Below are 13,263 nucleotides of genomic sequence, written 5' to 3' on the forward strand. Positions count from 1 at the left end.
CCTGGACAACCTCAGGGACCGCCAGTGTGTCACTGTCCGGAGAGTGTGGTCAGCACGCCTGTGCCAGACCGTCGCCCGGCCGACAGTCGGTCCCCACGCACACATCCAGGGGACAGTATGAGAAGAGTCGTATTCAATCAGAAAGGGGGTGTTGGCAAATCCAGCATCACCTGTAACCTGGCGGCCATCAGCGCTGCCCGTGGCAAGCGTACGCTGGTGGTGGATCTGGACCCCCAGGGCAACTCCACCCATTACCTGCTGGGCAAACCTGCGGCGGAACTCCGGGATACGGTGGCGGATCTGCTGGAGCAGACCGTGGCGTTCACCATGTTCAACCGTCGTCCCGACGAATTTGTTCACGCCAGCCCGTTTCCCAACCTGTTTGTCATGCCCTCCAGCCCGGAGCTGGACTTCCTTGAGCGCAAGCTGGAGGCCAAGCACAAGATCTACAAGCTGAGGGAGGCGCTGAAAAAGCTCGGTGAGCAGTTCGACGCCATCTACATCGACACCGCGCCGGCGCTGAATTTCTACACCCGCTCGGCTCTGATCGCCGCCCAGCGTTGCCTGATCCCGTTTGACTGCGACGACTTCTCGCGCCAGGCGTTGTACAACATTCTTAATGAAATCCGTGATCTGCAGGAAGATCACAACGACGAGCTGGTGGTCGAAGGCATTGTGGCCAACCAGTTCCAGCCCCGCGCCAGTCTGCCCAAAAAACTGGTGGCGGAATTGCTGGAAGAGGGGTTGCCGGTGTTACCGGTGCGGCTGTCCAGCTCCGTCAAAATGAAAGAGTCCCACCAGAGCCGGGAACCATTGATTCATATGGCTCCCAAACACGCCCTGACTCAGCAGTTTGAGCGCCTGTTCAGTGTGCTCAATGGTGAGCAGGTGGAACTGGAGCCTCTGGCCGACTGACGGCCGGGCCGAAGTCGAGTCAGACACGCGTCGAGCAAGAGAGAGATACTGTGAGCCATCAGCCCAACGTCACTGAGGTGGCGGACTGCCTGTTACGAATCGAGATGGAACTGCGTCGGCTGGACGCCTGGTCAGACCAGCGCCCGTCGGAGCAGGCACTGCAAAGTACCCAGCCATTCGCCGTGGACACGCTGGAATTTACCGAGTGGTTGCAGTTTATCTTCCTGGAGCGGATGAAATGGCTGGTGGAGCAGGGGCAGGCGCTGCCATCTGTCTCCGGCATGGCGCCGATGGCTGAAGAGTACTTCCGGGCACGGGAGGGATCCGGCCTGGCGCTGATCCGGGAGCTGGAGGCGATGGACCGGCTGCTGTCGAAATGATGCCGGTCGCCGCGGGCACAATGCTACCGTAAGTTGGCTTCAGGGCTCCCGTCGGGTGTGAGTCTCACCGAAGGGCATGTGGATCTGGTTTTCCGGCAGGATCGGCCCATTCTGCCGGGCCTGGGCAAACAGGTCCGGCAACTCACCACTGGCCACCGGCGAGCAGAACCGGTGGCCCTGTAGCAGATGACAGCCGGCGGTTCGCAGGAAAAGGTCCTGCTCCTCGGTTTCCACACCGGCGGCAGCCACCGTCAGAGAAAGCTGGCGGGCCAGGTTGATCAGGGTATGGATGATCGCCTGGGTGTTCTCGTCACTGGGCGCCAGGTGCAGCAGGTGCTGATCGATTTTGACCTGGTCAAACGGCAGGTCCCGCAACAGCTTGAGCGTAGACAGGCCGCTGCCATAGCGGTCCAGCACCAGACCCACGCCGATCTCTTTCAGCCGATGCAGGGTGCAGGCGGTTTCCTCCAGGCGATCATTGAGGATGCGTTCGTCGATCTCCACCAGCATCAGCGCCGGGTCCAGCCGGGTGTCCTGGATAATGCGATCGACCTGCTCCGCCAGCCTGGGGTGATTGTACTGCCGTGACGACAGGTTGATGCGAATGCTCACCGGATAGCCGCTCATCGCCTGGATGGCACGGGCCTGCAGGCAGGCATTGTGGCAGATCCATTCCCCGAGGGGCTGCAATAGCCCGGTCTGTTCGGCGACATCGAGGAATTCCCCCGGAGCCAGTACGCCGCGACTGGGATGATGCCAGCGCAACAGCGCTTCCAGGCCGATGATTTTACCGTCCCGCACCTGGAACACCGGCTGGTAGTGGAGGTCAAGCTGGCTGTTGTTGATGCCGTAGCGTAGCTCCCGCTCCAGCGTGATCTGGCGCTGCATCTCCTCGTTCATGTCGGCGCTGAAGAACTGGATGTTGTTGCGGCCGGCGTTCTTGGCGCGGTACATGGCCATGTCGGCATTCTTCAGCAACTGCTCGTAACTGCGGGCGTCACCGGGGGCCAGGGTAATGCCGATACTGGAGGTGATCACCAGCTCGCCACCAGGCACGGTGATGGGTTGTACGATGGCCTCGAGGATGGAGCGGGCAACCTTCTCGCAGCCCTCGGCGCCGTTCACCCGGGTCAGCAATACCGCGAATTCATCACCACCCAGGCGGCCGATGGTGTCTTCTTCCCGCACGCAGGTGTGCAACCGGTTGGACAGTTCCTGCAGCAGGCGGTCGCCGGCATCGTGACCGAGGGTGTCGTTGATGCGTTTGAAGTGGTCCACGTCCAGGCAGATCAGCGCGCAGCTGTGACGGTGGCGAATGGCGCTGCTGATGGCCTGTTTGCAGCGATCCTCAAACAATCGCCGGTTGGCGGTGTTGGTAAGCACGTCGTAGTGAGCCAGGTAATGCAGCTGACTCTGGGACTGGCGGATCTCGGTGATGTCCTGGCCGATAAGGATCAGCCGTCTCTGGCCTGGATCGTCCTCGTCGTTGAGACGGCTCAGATTCCAGAGGATGAAGTGGCGGCTGCCGTTGAAGCCGTGGATTTCGGTTTCCAGGATTTCCTGGGTCAGGCCGCTGCTGAACAGCTTGAGGATTTTCCAGGACAGCTCGTCCTGTTGCTCGGCGGGAATGAACGTGGTGCTGAGATTGCGACCGATGGCCTCGTCGCGGCTGTAGCCGAACAGTTGCTCCGAAGCGCCGTTCCACTGACGAATGACAATTTGGTCATCCACCACAATGATCGGGTTGCTGGCGGTCTCGAACAGTGCCCGGAAATGCTGGGACGAGCGTCGGAACGACTTCTCGGCCTGCTGGCGAACGAAGATTTCATCCTTGAGCTCGAAGTTGGCGATCTGCAGTTCACGGGTGCGCTGTTCCACCACGTCTTCCAGGCCGTACTCAATCCGTTCGCGGTCTTTCAGCAGCACCCGTACGTAACAGGATGCCGCAACAATCATGGCGGTCAGCCCTTCGATCACCAGGTAGGCCTCCAGCATGCTGTGGCCGTGCTGGAGGCCGGCAATGGCACTGGCCAGGGCCGCCAGGCCCGCACCGGAAACTGCCAGCATGGCGTCTTGCAGTGAGAAGCGGGTTGCTGCCCAGATGGTGACCGGAAACATCAGATAGAGGTTCTGTAGCGGGTCGTACCACACGACCAGCAGAATAAAACCGAGGCTGGCGAACCAGGCCATGCTCTCGAAAAGATGGCGGCGCAGGGCTCGCAGCAACAACCCGCGATGGCGAATGCCCATCACCAGCGGTGCAATCAGGACCGCCCCAAGGAAGCCGGCGAACCAGGGTTGCAGGATGGCCTGCTGCAGATCCGGCAGGTTGGTGCCGCCGTTGAGGTAGCCAATTCCCAGGAACGGCAGGGTGGCAACGAAGCCTGCCAGGGTCAGAGTGCCGAGAAACCAGAGGAAGGCGGTGTAGTGGACCAGCGGGAATTGCCGGGCCATGACCCGCCGGTAGCCCTGCCAGGTGACCAGCGCCGCGATCAGGGTGTAGAGGCTGACCGCCAGCCACCATTCCATTCCCTGGACCCAGTCTTTGGCCCCGAGCAGTGCCGGTACCAGGGCGGCCAGCAAGGTGCCGGACACCACCGATGGCAGCGCCTGACGCCCGTGGGTGAAGAGCAGGCCGATGGCGTAGCCTGTGGGCAGCCAGGCGGCGGGTGATTGCAGGGAGGTATCGAGCAGCAGCAGGCTGGCAAGTGCCAGGCACAGAAAGGCAGCGATATCGGCAATCAGCCGTAATCCGCCTGTTGGTCGGTTGGTGTTTGTGTCGTTGTTCACGGTATCCCTACCTGCTCAGTGCTGATCGCCCCGGCATTCACCTCAGTGAACAGGGAGCTTTACACCAGTATATCGGGCGGCTAACCCCGAATCCGGCGACCAGTCCTCAACTGGGTGTGTTAAAAGGTGCCAGTCGCATGGACAGGTCGATGGCCTTGATGTCCTTGGTGAGGGCGCCAATGGAAATGTAGTCGACGCCGGTCTCCGCCACCGCTGCCAGCGTGTCGCTGCTGATACCGCCGGATGCTTCCAGTTTAGTCTGTCCGCCAGCCTTGGCAACTGCGGTGCGCATGTCATCAAGCGAGAATTCATCCAGCATTACGATGTCGGCGCCAGCGGCCAGGGCCTGGTCAAGCTCTTCCAGAGACTCGGTTTCCACTTCCACCGGTCGGCCGGGGGCCAGTTGGCGGGCGCTCTGAACCGCGTTGGCGATGGAGCCGCAGGCCGCAATGTGGTTCTCCTTGATCAAGAATGCGTCCCACAGGCCGATACGGTGGTTGTGGCAGCCGCCGCAGGTGACCGCGTACTTCTGCGCCAGGCGCAGTCCCGGCAGGGTTTTGCGGGTATCAAGCAGCCGCACGCCGGTGTGTGCCACGAGGTCGGCATAGCGTTGACAGCTGGTGGCCACACCGGACAGCGACTGCAGCCAGTTGAGGGCGGCACGTTCCGCCGTCAGCAGACTGCGGGCCTCACCCTCGCAGGTGAACAGGGTCTGATCCGGCTGCACCCGGTCCCCATCGCGCACCTGCCAGTTGATGGTCACCGACGGGTCCACCTGGCGAAACACCTCATCCACCCAGGCCTGACCGGCAATCACCGCCGCTTCGCGAGTGATCACGCGACCACGGGTGTGGCGGTCGGTGGGAATCAGTGCCGCGGTGATATCCCCGCTGCCCACGTCTTCGCGAAGGCTGTGAGCCACGGCCTCGATTCGGGCCTGGCGGAGCATATCGGGAGTGAGGGCGGAGCTGTAGGCTGATGACATGGTTGCGGGTCCGTGGTCCGTGGTTCGTGTGAGGCGCAAGATTCTACTGCCTCATCGCCGTCAGCGACAGTCTCCGGCATGAGCGAATGGTAACGCTGGCTGGTTAGCGGGTGACCAGGGAGCGAGTGACGAAATTTGTCAGTCGGCTCTTGATGTGTCGTGAAAGCGGGCGCTTTCATGCCCCGCGGTTGAGCGGATTGTCGACTGATTTTCGTTCAGAGTGTGATCCGGTTCCGCTCTTCACAAAAGGTGACAAAACCTGACACAAGGTGACGGGGTGAAGGCATATCATGTGTAATGCGGTGTAAATCATTGTTAAACGTGTTTTCTCACCAAGCGAATATAGGGCATCGATCCGGAGTAGTCCGATGACACAGGACCGAAAAGTAGTCAGTTTGAAAAGTCAGGGGTTGGTAGACCGATTCAGTCTGCCGCCGGTACTGGTGCGGTTGCGGGACGTATCGGGTCTGCGACTGCGCAGTGTGTTGTCCGACTTTTTCGACAGTGCTGACGACGTACTGTTTGGAATGGCGGAGAAGGCCGGCTCCAATCAGGATCAGACGGCCTACTTCGACGCCATGCGCGAGCTGCGCCTGCGACGCAAGAACATGACGTCCTCGATGCTGCAGTGGGTCAGTCAGGCCTTTAACGAACTGGGCACTTTCGATCCGGTGCCCAACTCGTCCGGGCTGGATCAGGTGGACCAGGACTCGCTGTCGTTGCTGGATCACGACGACATGGAGCAGAAACTGGCCATCGACGGCCTGATCACCAAACTGCGCAACCGCCATGAACAGGCCGTTCAACTGCTGGCGGCCCGGGTTGCCCACCTGGTCCCGAACATTGACCTCAAGGACCGGCAGATGCCGTTGAGCCCGGAGGTGTTGTGTACCGGTCTGGCGGAGGCCTGTGGTGATCTTGAAATTGATATCCGCGCCAAACTGATTGTGCTCAAGCTGTTCGACCAGCTGCTGATCAGCAAGCTGGACGAACTCTACCGGGAGGCCAACGAACTGTTGGTCGTTCAGGGCATCCTGCCGGAACTGACCGATACCGACGCCCGTCTGCGGCGCGCCGGCCGCCCCGCGAAGCAGGGACGCCGGGCGCCCCCGCCCCCGAGTGCCCGTGGTGCAGTGCCGCCGCCGGCAGCGCCGACCGACGACCAGCAATCGCTGATCTCCAGCGGGCACAGTTCGGCGACGTTCTCTGAATTGTCTGAACTACTACGAGAGGGAGGGCTGGTGACAGGTCAAGCTTCGGCAGCCGATAGTCGTCCATTGGACACCCAGGCATTGATGGGCATGCTGGCCCAGTTGCAGCCGCCGATGATTGTGGATGACAACGAGCCGGTCACGTCACTGTCCGATCAGCTGCAATCGCTGATCCGCCCGGACTCTGGTCCTGCCTATTCCCTGCGCCAGGTGGACAGCGATGTCATCAACCTGGTGTCAATGCTGTTTGATTTCATACTGGAAGATCACCAACTGCCGTCGCCGATCAAATCCCTGCTTGGCCGTCTGCAGATCCCGGTGCTCAAGGTCGCCCTGACCGATCAGAGTTTCTTTAACCGGGGCGGGCATCCGGCTCGCAAGCTGTTGAACGAACTGGCCATGGCCGGCATCGGCTGGGTTGAAAAATCGCCCGGTCAGCGCGACCCGCTGCGGGACAAGATTGAATCGGTGGTGGACCAGTTGGCTGAAACGTCCCTGGACCAGCCGGACGAACTCGAGTCGCTGCTGGACGACTTCTCCCGCTTCATGGATCTGGACCGCCGCCGGCGGGCCCTGATCGAGCAGCGCCTGCGGGACGCCGAAGAGGGCCGGGCGATCCAGGAGCGGGCCCGGCAGACGGTAGATCAATTGCTGGCCGATACGTTGTCCGGTCGCGAACTGCCCCAGCCGGTGGTGGACCTGCTGCAGCAACCCTGGTGCAAATACCTGCAGTGGCTGGTGTTGCGTGAAGGCAGTGAGAGCGAGGTCTGGCACCGGGCGGTGACGCTGACCCGTCAGTTGGTCTGGAGTGTTGATCCGGAGCCCATTGACGAAAACACCCGCAGCGAACTGCTGGCGACCATTCCCACCATCGTGGACGGCCTGCGTGACGGTCTCCAGACTATCTCCTGGGACCCATTTGCCACCGACAATGCGGTGCGGGATCTGGAGCTGGCCCATGTGGATGTATTCCAGCGCCTGGTTACCCAGCCGGAAGCGCCGGTTGTGGAAAGCGAGCCGGAAGCCCCGGTGGCGGCTGAACCGGAGCCGGAGGTCGAGGCACCTGAAGCGGAAGCTGCCGAGCCAGACCTGCCCACCGAGACTGCAGACGCGGTGGTGGATCTGTTGGATGATGTCCCGTTAATTGATGATGACGTTCCGGAAGTCGACGACGTCGCTGAGGTGGACGTACCAGAGGTGACGGCGAGCGCAGAACCGGTGGCAGAGGCTTCGCCTGCTGTGGCGACTGCTGCCGAGAGCACCGAACCCGCCATTGCCGAAGAATGGTTGGCCAAGGCGGATCACCTGCCGGTGGGGTCCTGGGTTGAACTGCTGAGCCAGGAAAGCCGCATCCGCTGTAAGCTGGCGGCGTACATCAAAGTCACCGGCAAGTTTATCTTCGTCAATCGCAACGGCGCGAAAGTCGCTGAGCTGCAACGGGAAGAACTGGCCCGGGCCCTGGCCAGCAAAGAGATCACCATGCTCGACGATGGCCTGATCTTTGACCGCGCCCTTGAGTCCATTATTGACAACCTGCGCACTAACCGCCGGGATTAACGGCGGTTTTTGTCCGCTGTCCGTGACATCTGGCATGTGACAGCGGTTGCGCCTTTGTGCTTCAATCAAGACTGATCCGCCCCTGATACTGACCGTGGACCAGCCTTGAACGCGATAACCCAAGATATGCCGGACGACTGCCTTCACCTGCGGTCCACCGGTCGACTCCCCGGGGCACGTTGGTGCCCGTCTCCCAACTTTGGTCCGCGCCCAGATGGTGCGGCTATCTCCCTGCTGGTTGTCCATAACATCAGCCTTCCTCCAGGGCAGTTCGGCGGCAACGCCATCGAGCAGTTCTTCTGCAATCAGCTGGACCCGGGCGAGCATCCCTATTTCGAAACCATTGCTGACCTGAAGGTATCGGCTCACGCGCTGATTCGCCGGGATGGTGAGCTGGTGCAGTTTGTCAGCCTGCTGGAGCGGGCCTGGCACGCCGGGCGTTCCAGCTTCCAGGGGCAACAGGAGTGCAATGATTTTTCCATCGGTATTGAGTTGGAGGGCACCGATGAGTTGCCCTATGCCGCCGCCCAGTATCAATGCCTGGCAATGGTGGCCCGCCAAATCATGACCGCCTGGCCGGCAATCGCCACCGAACGCATCGCCGGTCATTGTGATGTGGCGCCGGGGCGCAAGACCGACCCCGGTCCCGCGTTTGACTGGCAGCGCTTTCTGGCGGATCTGTCCGCCATGGATGGGGGAGTGTAGCCGTATGCCGTTGGTGATTTTCCTGTTGGCGTACCTGATCCGGCGACGGCTGGACATCGCTGGCCGTCTGGATGGTGAACAGGGCTTCTCCCAGCTCTGTCAACGTCTGGGTGGGCAGTCGCATCCGCCAGCAGGCAGCAGCCATCTGCCCGGTTTGCTGGCGGTGGCGCTGGTGACGCTGTTGCTGTTCTATCTGGACTGGATGGCTACCTGGCAGGGATGGCCGGCGGTGCTGTATCCCCTGGAGCTGGGGTTGCTGCTGGTACTGATGGGCCTGCCTGGCTGGAAGGGCCGGCTGGAGGTTTACAGCGATGCCTGGCAGCGGGGGGACATGCAGGCGGCCTGGCATCACATCCGCGATTGCCTGCCGGCCAGTGAGCGCGGTCAGGCCAGTTCCCCGGACCAGATGCACCGGTCGCTGTGCCATCGGTTCATGATGACCGTCTTCGAGCGCTATTTCCTGGTGGCGTTCTGGTTTGTGCTTGGCGGCATACCGCTGGCATTCCTAGCCCGTGCCCTGGTGGCGCTGCGGGATCACTGGCCGGATGCGGAAGCCCGGTCCCGCTTCAGCCTGCTGGTGGAAGTGATGGCCTGGTTGCCGGTGCGCTTGCTGTCGCTGAGTTTTGGCGTTGCCGGGGATCTGTCGGGTTGGCTGCGGTCGGGTCGTCAGTACCTGGGGCGGCCGGCGGTGTCGGCCTCGGCTGTGCTGGCGGCGGGCGCCAGCAGTGCACTGACCGGGTTTGCCCTCGACCCGCAGCGGTTCTCCGAGTTGCATCCCGATGAGTGGCTCCAGTTCGGCGGCCGCAGTCTGAAGGCCATCCGTGATCTGCTCAACCGCAGCATGCTGGTCTGGGTCTGCCTGTTGGCACTACTGGTCATTGCTGGCGTGGTGTAGTGTTTGTGCACTGGCCAGCAGCCAACTCAAAAGAATGTACGCAGGGCGGGCGCTACCAGGATTGTCCTGGCTCAATTGCGCTTACGGTGTGGCTGGTATGCTGAACAACGGAAGTCATTGCTTTTCGCACTTATTACAGCAAATACAAAACTTTGTCGAAAATTTACAATGTATTTCGCTCAAGATCTGCGACAATTCGGCGATATACAAATAAATAACAATAATCCAGACACGCCCTGGGGAGTTAATCCGTGAAGAGACTCATCTTTCCTGCTGTCTCCCTGATGAACCGCCTGCCGATGTTCTACAAGTTCGGCCTCATCAGTATTCTCTTCCTGCTGCCGATTGGTGGCCTTGCCTACCTGGTTGTCAGTGAGCTCAACCAATCCCTCGATACCCTGACCCGTGAACAGGAAGGCCTTGCCCAACTGAGCCAGGTGGACACTCTGGTTGATGCGGCCTACCGCTTCCGGGATTTTCGCTCGGGCGGCAAGATCAAGAACGACGACGGCCTGCTTGCGCTGTCTGAAGAAGCCGCCGGCACCATTGATGAGGTGTTTGCCGGACTGCTTGCCAGTGACGTGCAGTTTGACGATGACGGCGACTGGCGACAGCAGGTCACCGAACTGGAAGCGGCCTGGCGCCAGCTCCGCGAGGAAGACAGTTACCAGGGCAACATTGCGCCGCAGTTCAACTATTATCAGGAGTTTGTTCAGAAAGCGCGGGCGCTGTTGTCTGCAACTCTGGAGATCTCCGGGCTGGGGCACGATGTTTCCCGCGAGAACCTGGCGCTGCTCAAGCTGGTGGAGGAGTCCACCCAGGACGCTCGCAGCGCCATGGGCAAGGCCCGGGCCTATGGAGCCTATGCCTTGATTGAAGGGCAGGTGGGCTATGCCCTCAGTGATGCCCTGAACGAAGTCTTCGACGAGCTCACCAACCGTCAGGCACTGCTGGGGCCGGTACTGAACGTGGCCACCAGTGCGTCGGACCAGTTGGCGGCTGAGGCCGAGTTGCTGGCTTCCGTCAGCAATGGCCTGACCGAAGTGCGGGATACGCTCGATACCAACGTCATCGTGCCGATGCGACTGGAGATGCCCTGGCGGGACTTCAACCAGGTGGTGGGGCGCCAGTTCCAGTCCATCGACCGTCTCCATGCCCGTATTTTCGACATAGTGGCAGGCAATCTCGAGCAGCGCCTGGCGGCGGAGCAGCGGCAACGAAACCTGATCTTCTTGGCGCTGGCCGCGGTGTTGCTGGTGGTGGTGTACCTCTACATTGGCTTCTTTGTTTCGGTACGGACGGCGATCAACCGCTTCAGCGACGCGGCCCGTACCGTGGCGGCCGGGGATATGACGGTGACCATCCGGCTCGACAACCGCGATGAACTGGGTGAGCTGACGTCCGAGTTCAACAACATGACCAGCAAGATGGCGGATCTGATCCGCTCGGTTTCTGCCACCACCAGCGACGTTGATCGTCAGGCCAGCCGGGTGCATGAAACCGCGACCATGAACAGCGAGGCGTCGGCGCGGCAGATGGATGAAACCACCCAGATCACCGATGCCATGCAGCAGATGGTCGGCGCGGTGCAGGAGGTGGCGGAGAGCGCCATGCGGGTGTCTGACAGCGCTGGCAGCGCCGAGCAGGATACTGAAATCGGGCGTCAGGTGGTGGCCGATACGGTCGAGACCATCAACCGCCTCGCTGGCGAGATCAACGGTGCGGTGGCGGTGATCAATCGGGTGTCTGAGGATAGTGGCAGCATCAGCCAGGTGCTGGTGGAGATCAAGGCCATTGCGGAGCAGACCAACCTGCTGGCTCTCAACGCCGCTATCGAGGCGGCCCGGGCGGGCGAGCAGGGACGTGGCTTTGCGGTTGTGGCGGATGAGGTTCGCTCGCTGTCCCAGCGCACCCACAAGTCGACGGAAGAGATCGAGGGGATGATTTCCCGGTTGCAGAACGGTGTCAAAGACGCCGTGGATGCCATGACCAACAGCCACGAAGTGACCGAGGCCACGGTGGCCAAGTCCTCGGAGGTGACCGAGGCACTGGATCGGATCACCCGGGGCATCGCGGCCATCGTCGATATGGGGCACCAGATTGCCCAGGCCGCTGAGGAACAGTCGGCGGTGACCAAGAACGTCAACGTCAACGTAGAGCAGATTGGCACCCTTGGCCAGCGCACGGCCGCCAACGCCGAGGAGACCCTGGGAGCCTCCCGCGAGATGTCTGATCTGACGGCATCCCTGCAGCGGCTGGTAGAGGCGTTTCGGGTCTGACTATAGACAATCCGTGCTCGTCAGAGCGCGGATTTTTTCTGCTCCCACAGAATCTCTTCGGCGCCCTCCCGTCGGGCCAGCACCCGGGCCATGACAAACAGCAGATCCGACAGCCGGTTCAGGTACTGCCGCGCTGCGCTGTTGATGGAATCCTCATGGCTCAGCGCCACCACCACCCTTTCCGCCCGACGGCATACCGCCCGGGCCATGTGGCACTGGGCCGCGGCCGGTGAACCGCCCGGAAGAATGAAGTTCTTCAGCGGGGGCAGGTCGGCGTTGTGTTCATCGAGGGTGTCTTCCAGCCATTGGATATGGTCTGCACCGATCACCTGGCTGCCGGGAATGGCAAACTCGCCGCCGAGATCAAACAGGTGGTGCTGGATTCGGCGCAGGGTCTCCAGCAGGGCATCGTCACCGTCCAGACACTCGATCAGCAGCCCCAGGTGGCAGTTCAGCTCGTCTGCGGTGCCCATGGCTTCCACGCGTTGGGCATTCTTGGCAATCCGGTTGCCGTCGGCGAGACCGGTGGAGCCGTCATCGCCGGTGCGGGTGTAGATCTTGGACAGTCGGTTTCCCATGGTGTTGATCCTTTCTAGGTTGCAGATCAGCCGTTGGCCAGGTTTCTGACCTTCTCGGTTAGCATGGCGTTGACCGGGCAGGGCAGTCCCAGGGCCCGGCTGCGCCGGGTGACGTAGCCGTTGATGTAGTCGATTTCGGTGCGTCGTCCCTGCATTACGTCTGCGCGCATGGAAGAGATGTTCCGGGCCGTTGCCCGGGCCACCTGTTCGATGGTGGCACGCAGGTGTGCTGGCGGGTCAGTCGCCAGGCCTTCGGCCGCCATCAGCGCCGAGAGCTCCTGACACAGCCCGTCGATATGGTGTTGGTACAGAGGCTGCGCCAGGATGTCGCCATTGCGACAGTCCAGCAGGGCAGTAAACGGGTTGATGCCCGCGTTGACCACCAGCTTCCGCCACAGCCGGGACTGGATATCGGCTTCCGGCTGGACCCTGAGAGGGCTGTGGGCGAGGCGTTGAGTGACCGCATCCAGATGCCTCTGGCCCGCCGGATTGATCGCGCCGATCCAGGTCTGGCCGAGGCCTGCGTGCACCGTCAGGTCCGGTTCCGGACGGTTGGCGCCCTCGGTGGTGACCGCGGCCAGCACCGGGTGCGCCGGCCAGGTCTCGGCCACGGCCTGTTGGCTGCCAAGACCATTCTGGAACAGCACGATGGGCAGCGTTGGCGGCAGCAGGGGAAGCTGTTCGGCCAGGGCATCCAGGGTCTGGTGGGCTTTGGTGGTGACCAGTAGCAGTTCCGCCTGGCTGGCCTCAGCCGCGGGGCGGACGCTCACCGTGCGAAGCTGCTCGGGGCCGTCGACGGGCTGGAAACGGAAGGTGTCGGTGTCGGCGGGCTGTCCCGGTCTTGCCAGCAACCGGGTGGTGTCTGTGGGCAGTGATGCTGCCCACAGACGTCCCATGGCGCCGGCCCCCAGGATCAGGATGCTGCCCTCCCCAGGGGAGAGCGCCTGGTGGCGCGGTGCCGGCATGGC

General features: G+C 61.9%; 10 protein-coding genes. 6 read left to right on the forward strand and 4 right to left on the reverse strand.

What is annotated here, in order from left to right; all coding sequences use genetic code 11:
* Nucleotides 1-117 precede the first annotated feature (117 nt).
* Both MLD24_RS09300 and MLD24_RS09305 read left to right on the forward strand, forming a co-directional pair.
* On the forward strand, nucleotides 118-915 hold the full coding sequence (locus MLD24_RS09300; RefSeq protein ID WP_227171553.1) for a ParA family protein: 798 nt from the start codon (nucleotides 118-120) through the stop codon (nucleotides 913-915).
* Nucleotides 916-965: 50 nt separating this feature from the next.
* Nucleotides 966-1,295, forward strand: coding sequence for a YqcC family protein (locus MLD24_RS09305; RefSeq protein WP_248166402.1), 330 nt, complete (start codon nucleotides 966-968; stop codon nucleotides 1,293-1,295).
* Between the two features lie 39 nt (nucleotides 1,296-1,334).
* Here the strand turns inward: MLD24_RS09305 and MLD24_RS09310 are convergent, their stop codons facing one another.
* Together MLD24_RS09310 and nadC are read right to left on the reverse strand one after the other, a co-directional pair.
* Nucleotides 1,335-4,085: a bifunctional diguanylate cyclase/phosphodiesterase gene (locus tag MLD24_RS09310; RefSeq protein WP_248166403.1), complete on the reverse strand. Its 2,751-nt coding sequence runs from the start codon at nucleotides 4,083-4,085 to the stop codon at nucleotides 1,335-1,337.
* Nucleotides 4,086-4,191: 106 nt separating this feature from the next.
* On the reverse strand, nucleotides 4,192-5,070 hold the full coding sequence (gene nadC / locus MLD24_RS09315) for a carboxylating nicotinate-nucleotide diphosphorylase (protein WP_248166405.1): 879 nt from the start codon (nucleotides 5,068-5,070) through the stop codon (nucleotides 4,192-4,194).
* Between the two features lie 368 nt (nucleotides 5,071-5,438).
* Between nadC and MLD24_RS09320 the strand changes: the two genes are divergently transcribed.
* The 4 genes from MLD24_RS09320 (at nucleotide 5,439) to MLD24_RS09335 (ending at nucleotide 11,717) form a co-directional block, all read left to right on the forward strand.
* Entirely contained in the window at nucleotides 5,439-7,838 is a 2,400-nt protein-coding gene (locus tag MLD24_RS09320) for a DUF1631 domain-containing protein (RefSeq protein WP_248166407.1), read from the forward strand.
* A 126-nt stretch (nucleotides 7,839-7,964) separates the two neighbouring features.
* Nucleotides 7,965-8,543 carry a 1,6-anhydro-N-acetylmuramyl-L-alanine amidase AmpD gene (gene ampD / locus MLD24_RS09325; protein WP_248166409.1) on the forward strand — a complete coding sequence of 193 codons (579 nt, stop codon included), beginning with the start codon at nucleotides 7,965-7,967 and terminating at the stop codon, nucleotides 8,541-8,543.
* Nucleotides 8,544-8,547: 4 nt separating this feature from the next.
* A complete protein-coding gene (locus tag MLD24_RS09330; protein ID WP_248166411.1) occupies nucleotides 8,548-9,438 on the forward strand; it encodes a histidine kinase in 891 nt (296 codons plus the stop codon).
* 251 nt (nucleotides 9,439-9,689) lie between these two features.
* Nucleotides 9,690-11,717 (forward strand): methyl-accepting chemotaxis protein, encoded by a 2,028-nt coding sequence (locus tag MLD24_RS09335; protein ID WP_248166413.1) that lies wholly within the window; start codon nucleotides 9,690-9,692, stop codon nucleotides 11,715-11,717.
* Between the two features lie 20 nt (nucleotides 11,718-11,737).
* Here MLD24_RS09335 and MLD24_RS09340 read toward each other — a convergent pair whose 3' ends face one another.
* Both MLD24_RS09340 and MLD24_RS09345 read right to left on the reverse strand, forming a co-directional pair.
* On the reverse strand, nucleotides 11,738-12,295 hold the full coding sequence (locus tag MLD24_RS09340) for a cob(I)yrinic acid a,c-diamide adenosyltransferase (protein ID WP_248166415.1): 558 nt from the start codon (nucleotides 12,293-12,295) through the stop codon (nucleotides 11,738-11,740).
* Nucleotides 12,296-12,321: 26 nt separating this feature from the next.
* Nucleotides 12,322-13,260: a ketopantoate reductase family protein gene (locus MLD24_RS09345; protein ID WP_248166417.1), complete on the reverse strand. Its 939-nt coding sequence runs from the start codon at nucleotides 13,258-13,260 to the stop codon at nucleotides 12,322-12,324.
* Between the last annotated feature and the right edge of the window lie 3 nt (nucleotides 13,261-13,263).

Origin of the sequence: Marinobacter xestospongiae (genome assembly GCF_023156385.1) — a bacterium.
GTDB lineage: Bacteria > Pseudomonadota > Gammaproteobacteria > Pseudomonadales > Oleiphilaceae > Marinobacter > Marinobacter xestospongiae.

Bases quoted from the DNA above. Each gene is read 5' to 3' on its own strand.
- MLD24_RS09300 (WP_227171553.1), top strand. From the start codon at position 118: ATGAGAAGAGTCGTATTCAATCAGAAAGGGGGTGTTGGCAAATCCAGC.
- nadC (WP_248166405.1), bottom strand. From the start codon at position 5,070: ATGTCATCAGCCTACAGCTCCGCCCTCACTCCCGATATGCTCCGCCAG.
- MLD24_RS09320 (WP_248166407.1), top strand. From the start codon at position 5,439: ATGACACAGGACCGAAAAGTAGTCAGTTTGAAAAGTCAGGGGTTGGTA.
- ampD (WP_248166409.1), top strand. From the start codon at position 7,965: ATGCCGGACGACTGCCTTCACCTGCGGTCCACCGGTCGACTCCCCGGG.
- MLD24_RS09330 (WP_248166411.1), top strand. From the start codon at position 8,548: ATGCCGTTGGTGATTTTCCTGTTGGCGTACCTGATCCGGCGACGGCTG.
- MLD24_RS09340 (WP_248166415.1), bottom strand. From the start codon at position 12,295: ATGGGAAACCGACTGTCCAAGATCTACACCCGCACCGGCGATGACGGC.
- MLD24_RS09345 (WP_248166417.1), bottom strand. From the start codon at position 13,260: ATGCCGGCACCGCGCCACCAGGCGCTCTCCCCTGGGGAGGGCAGCATC.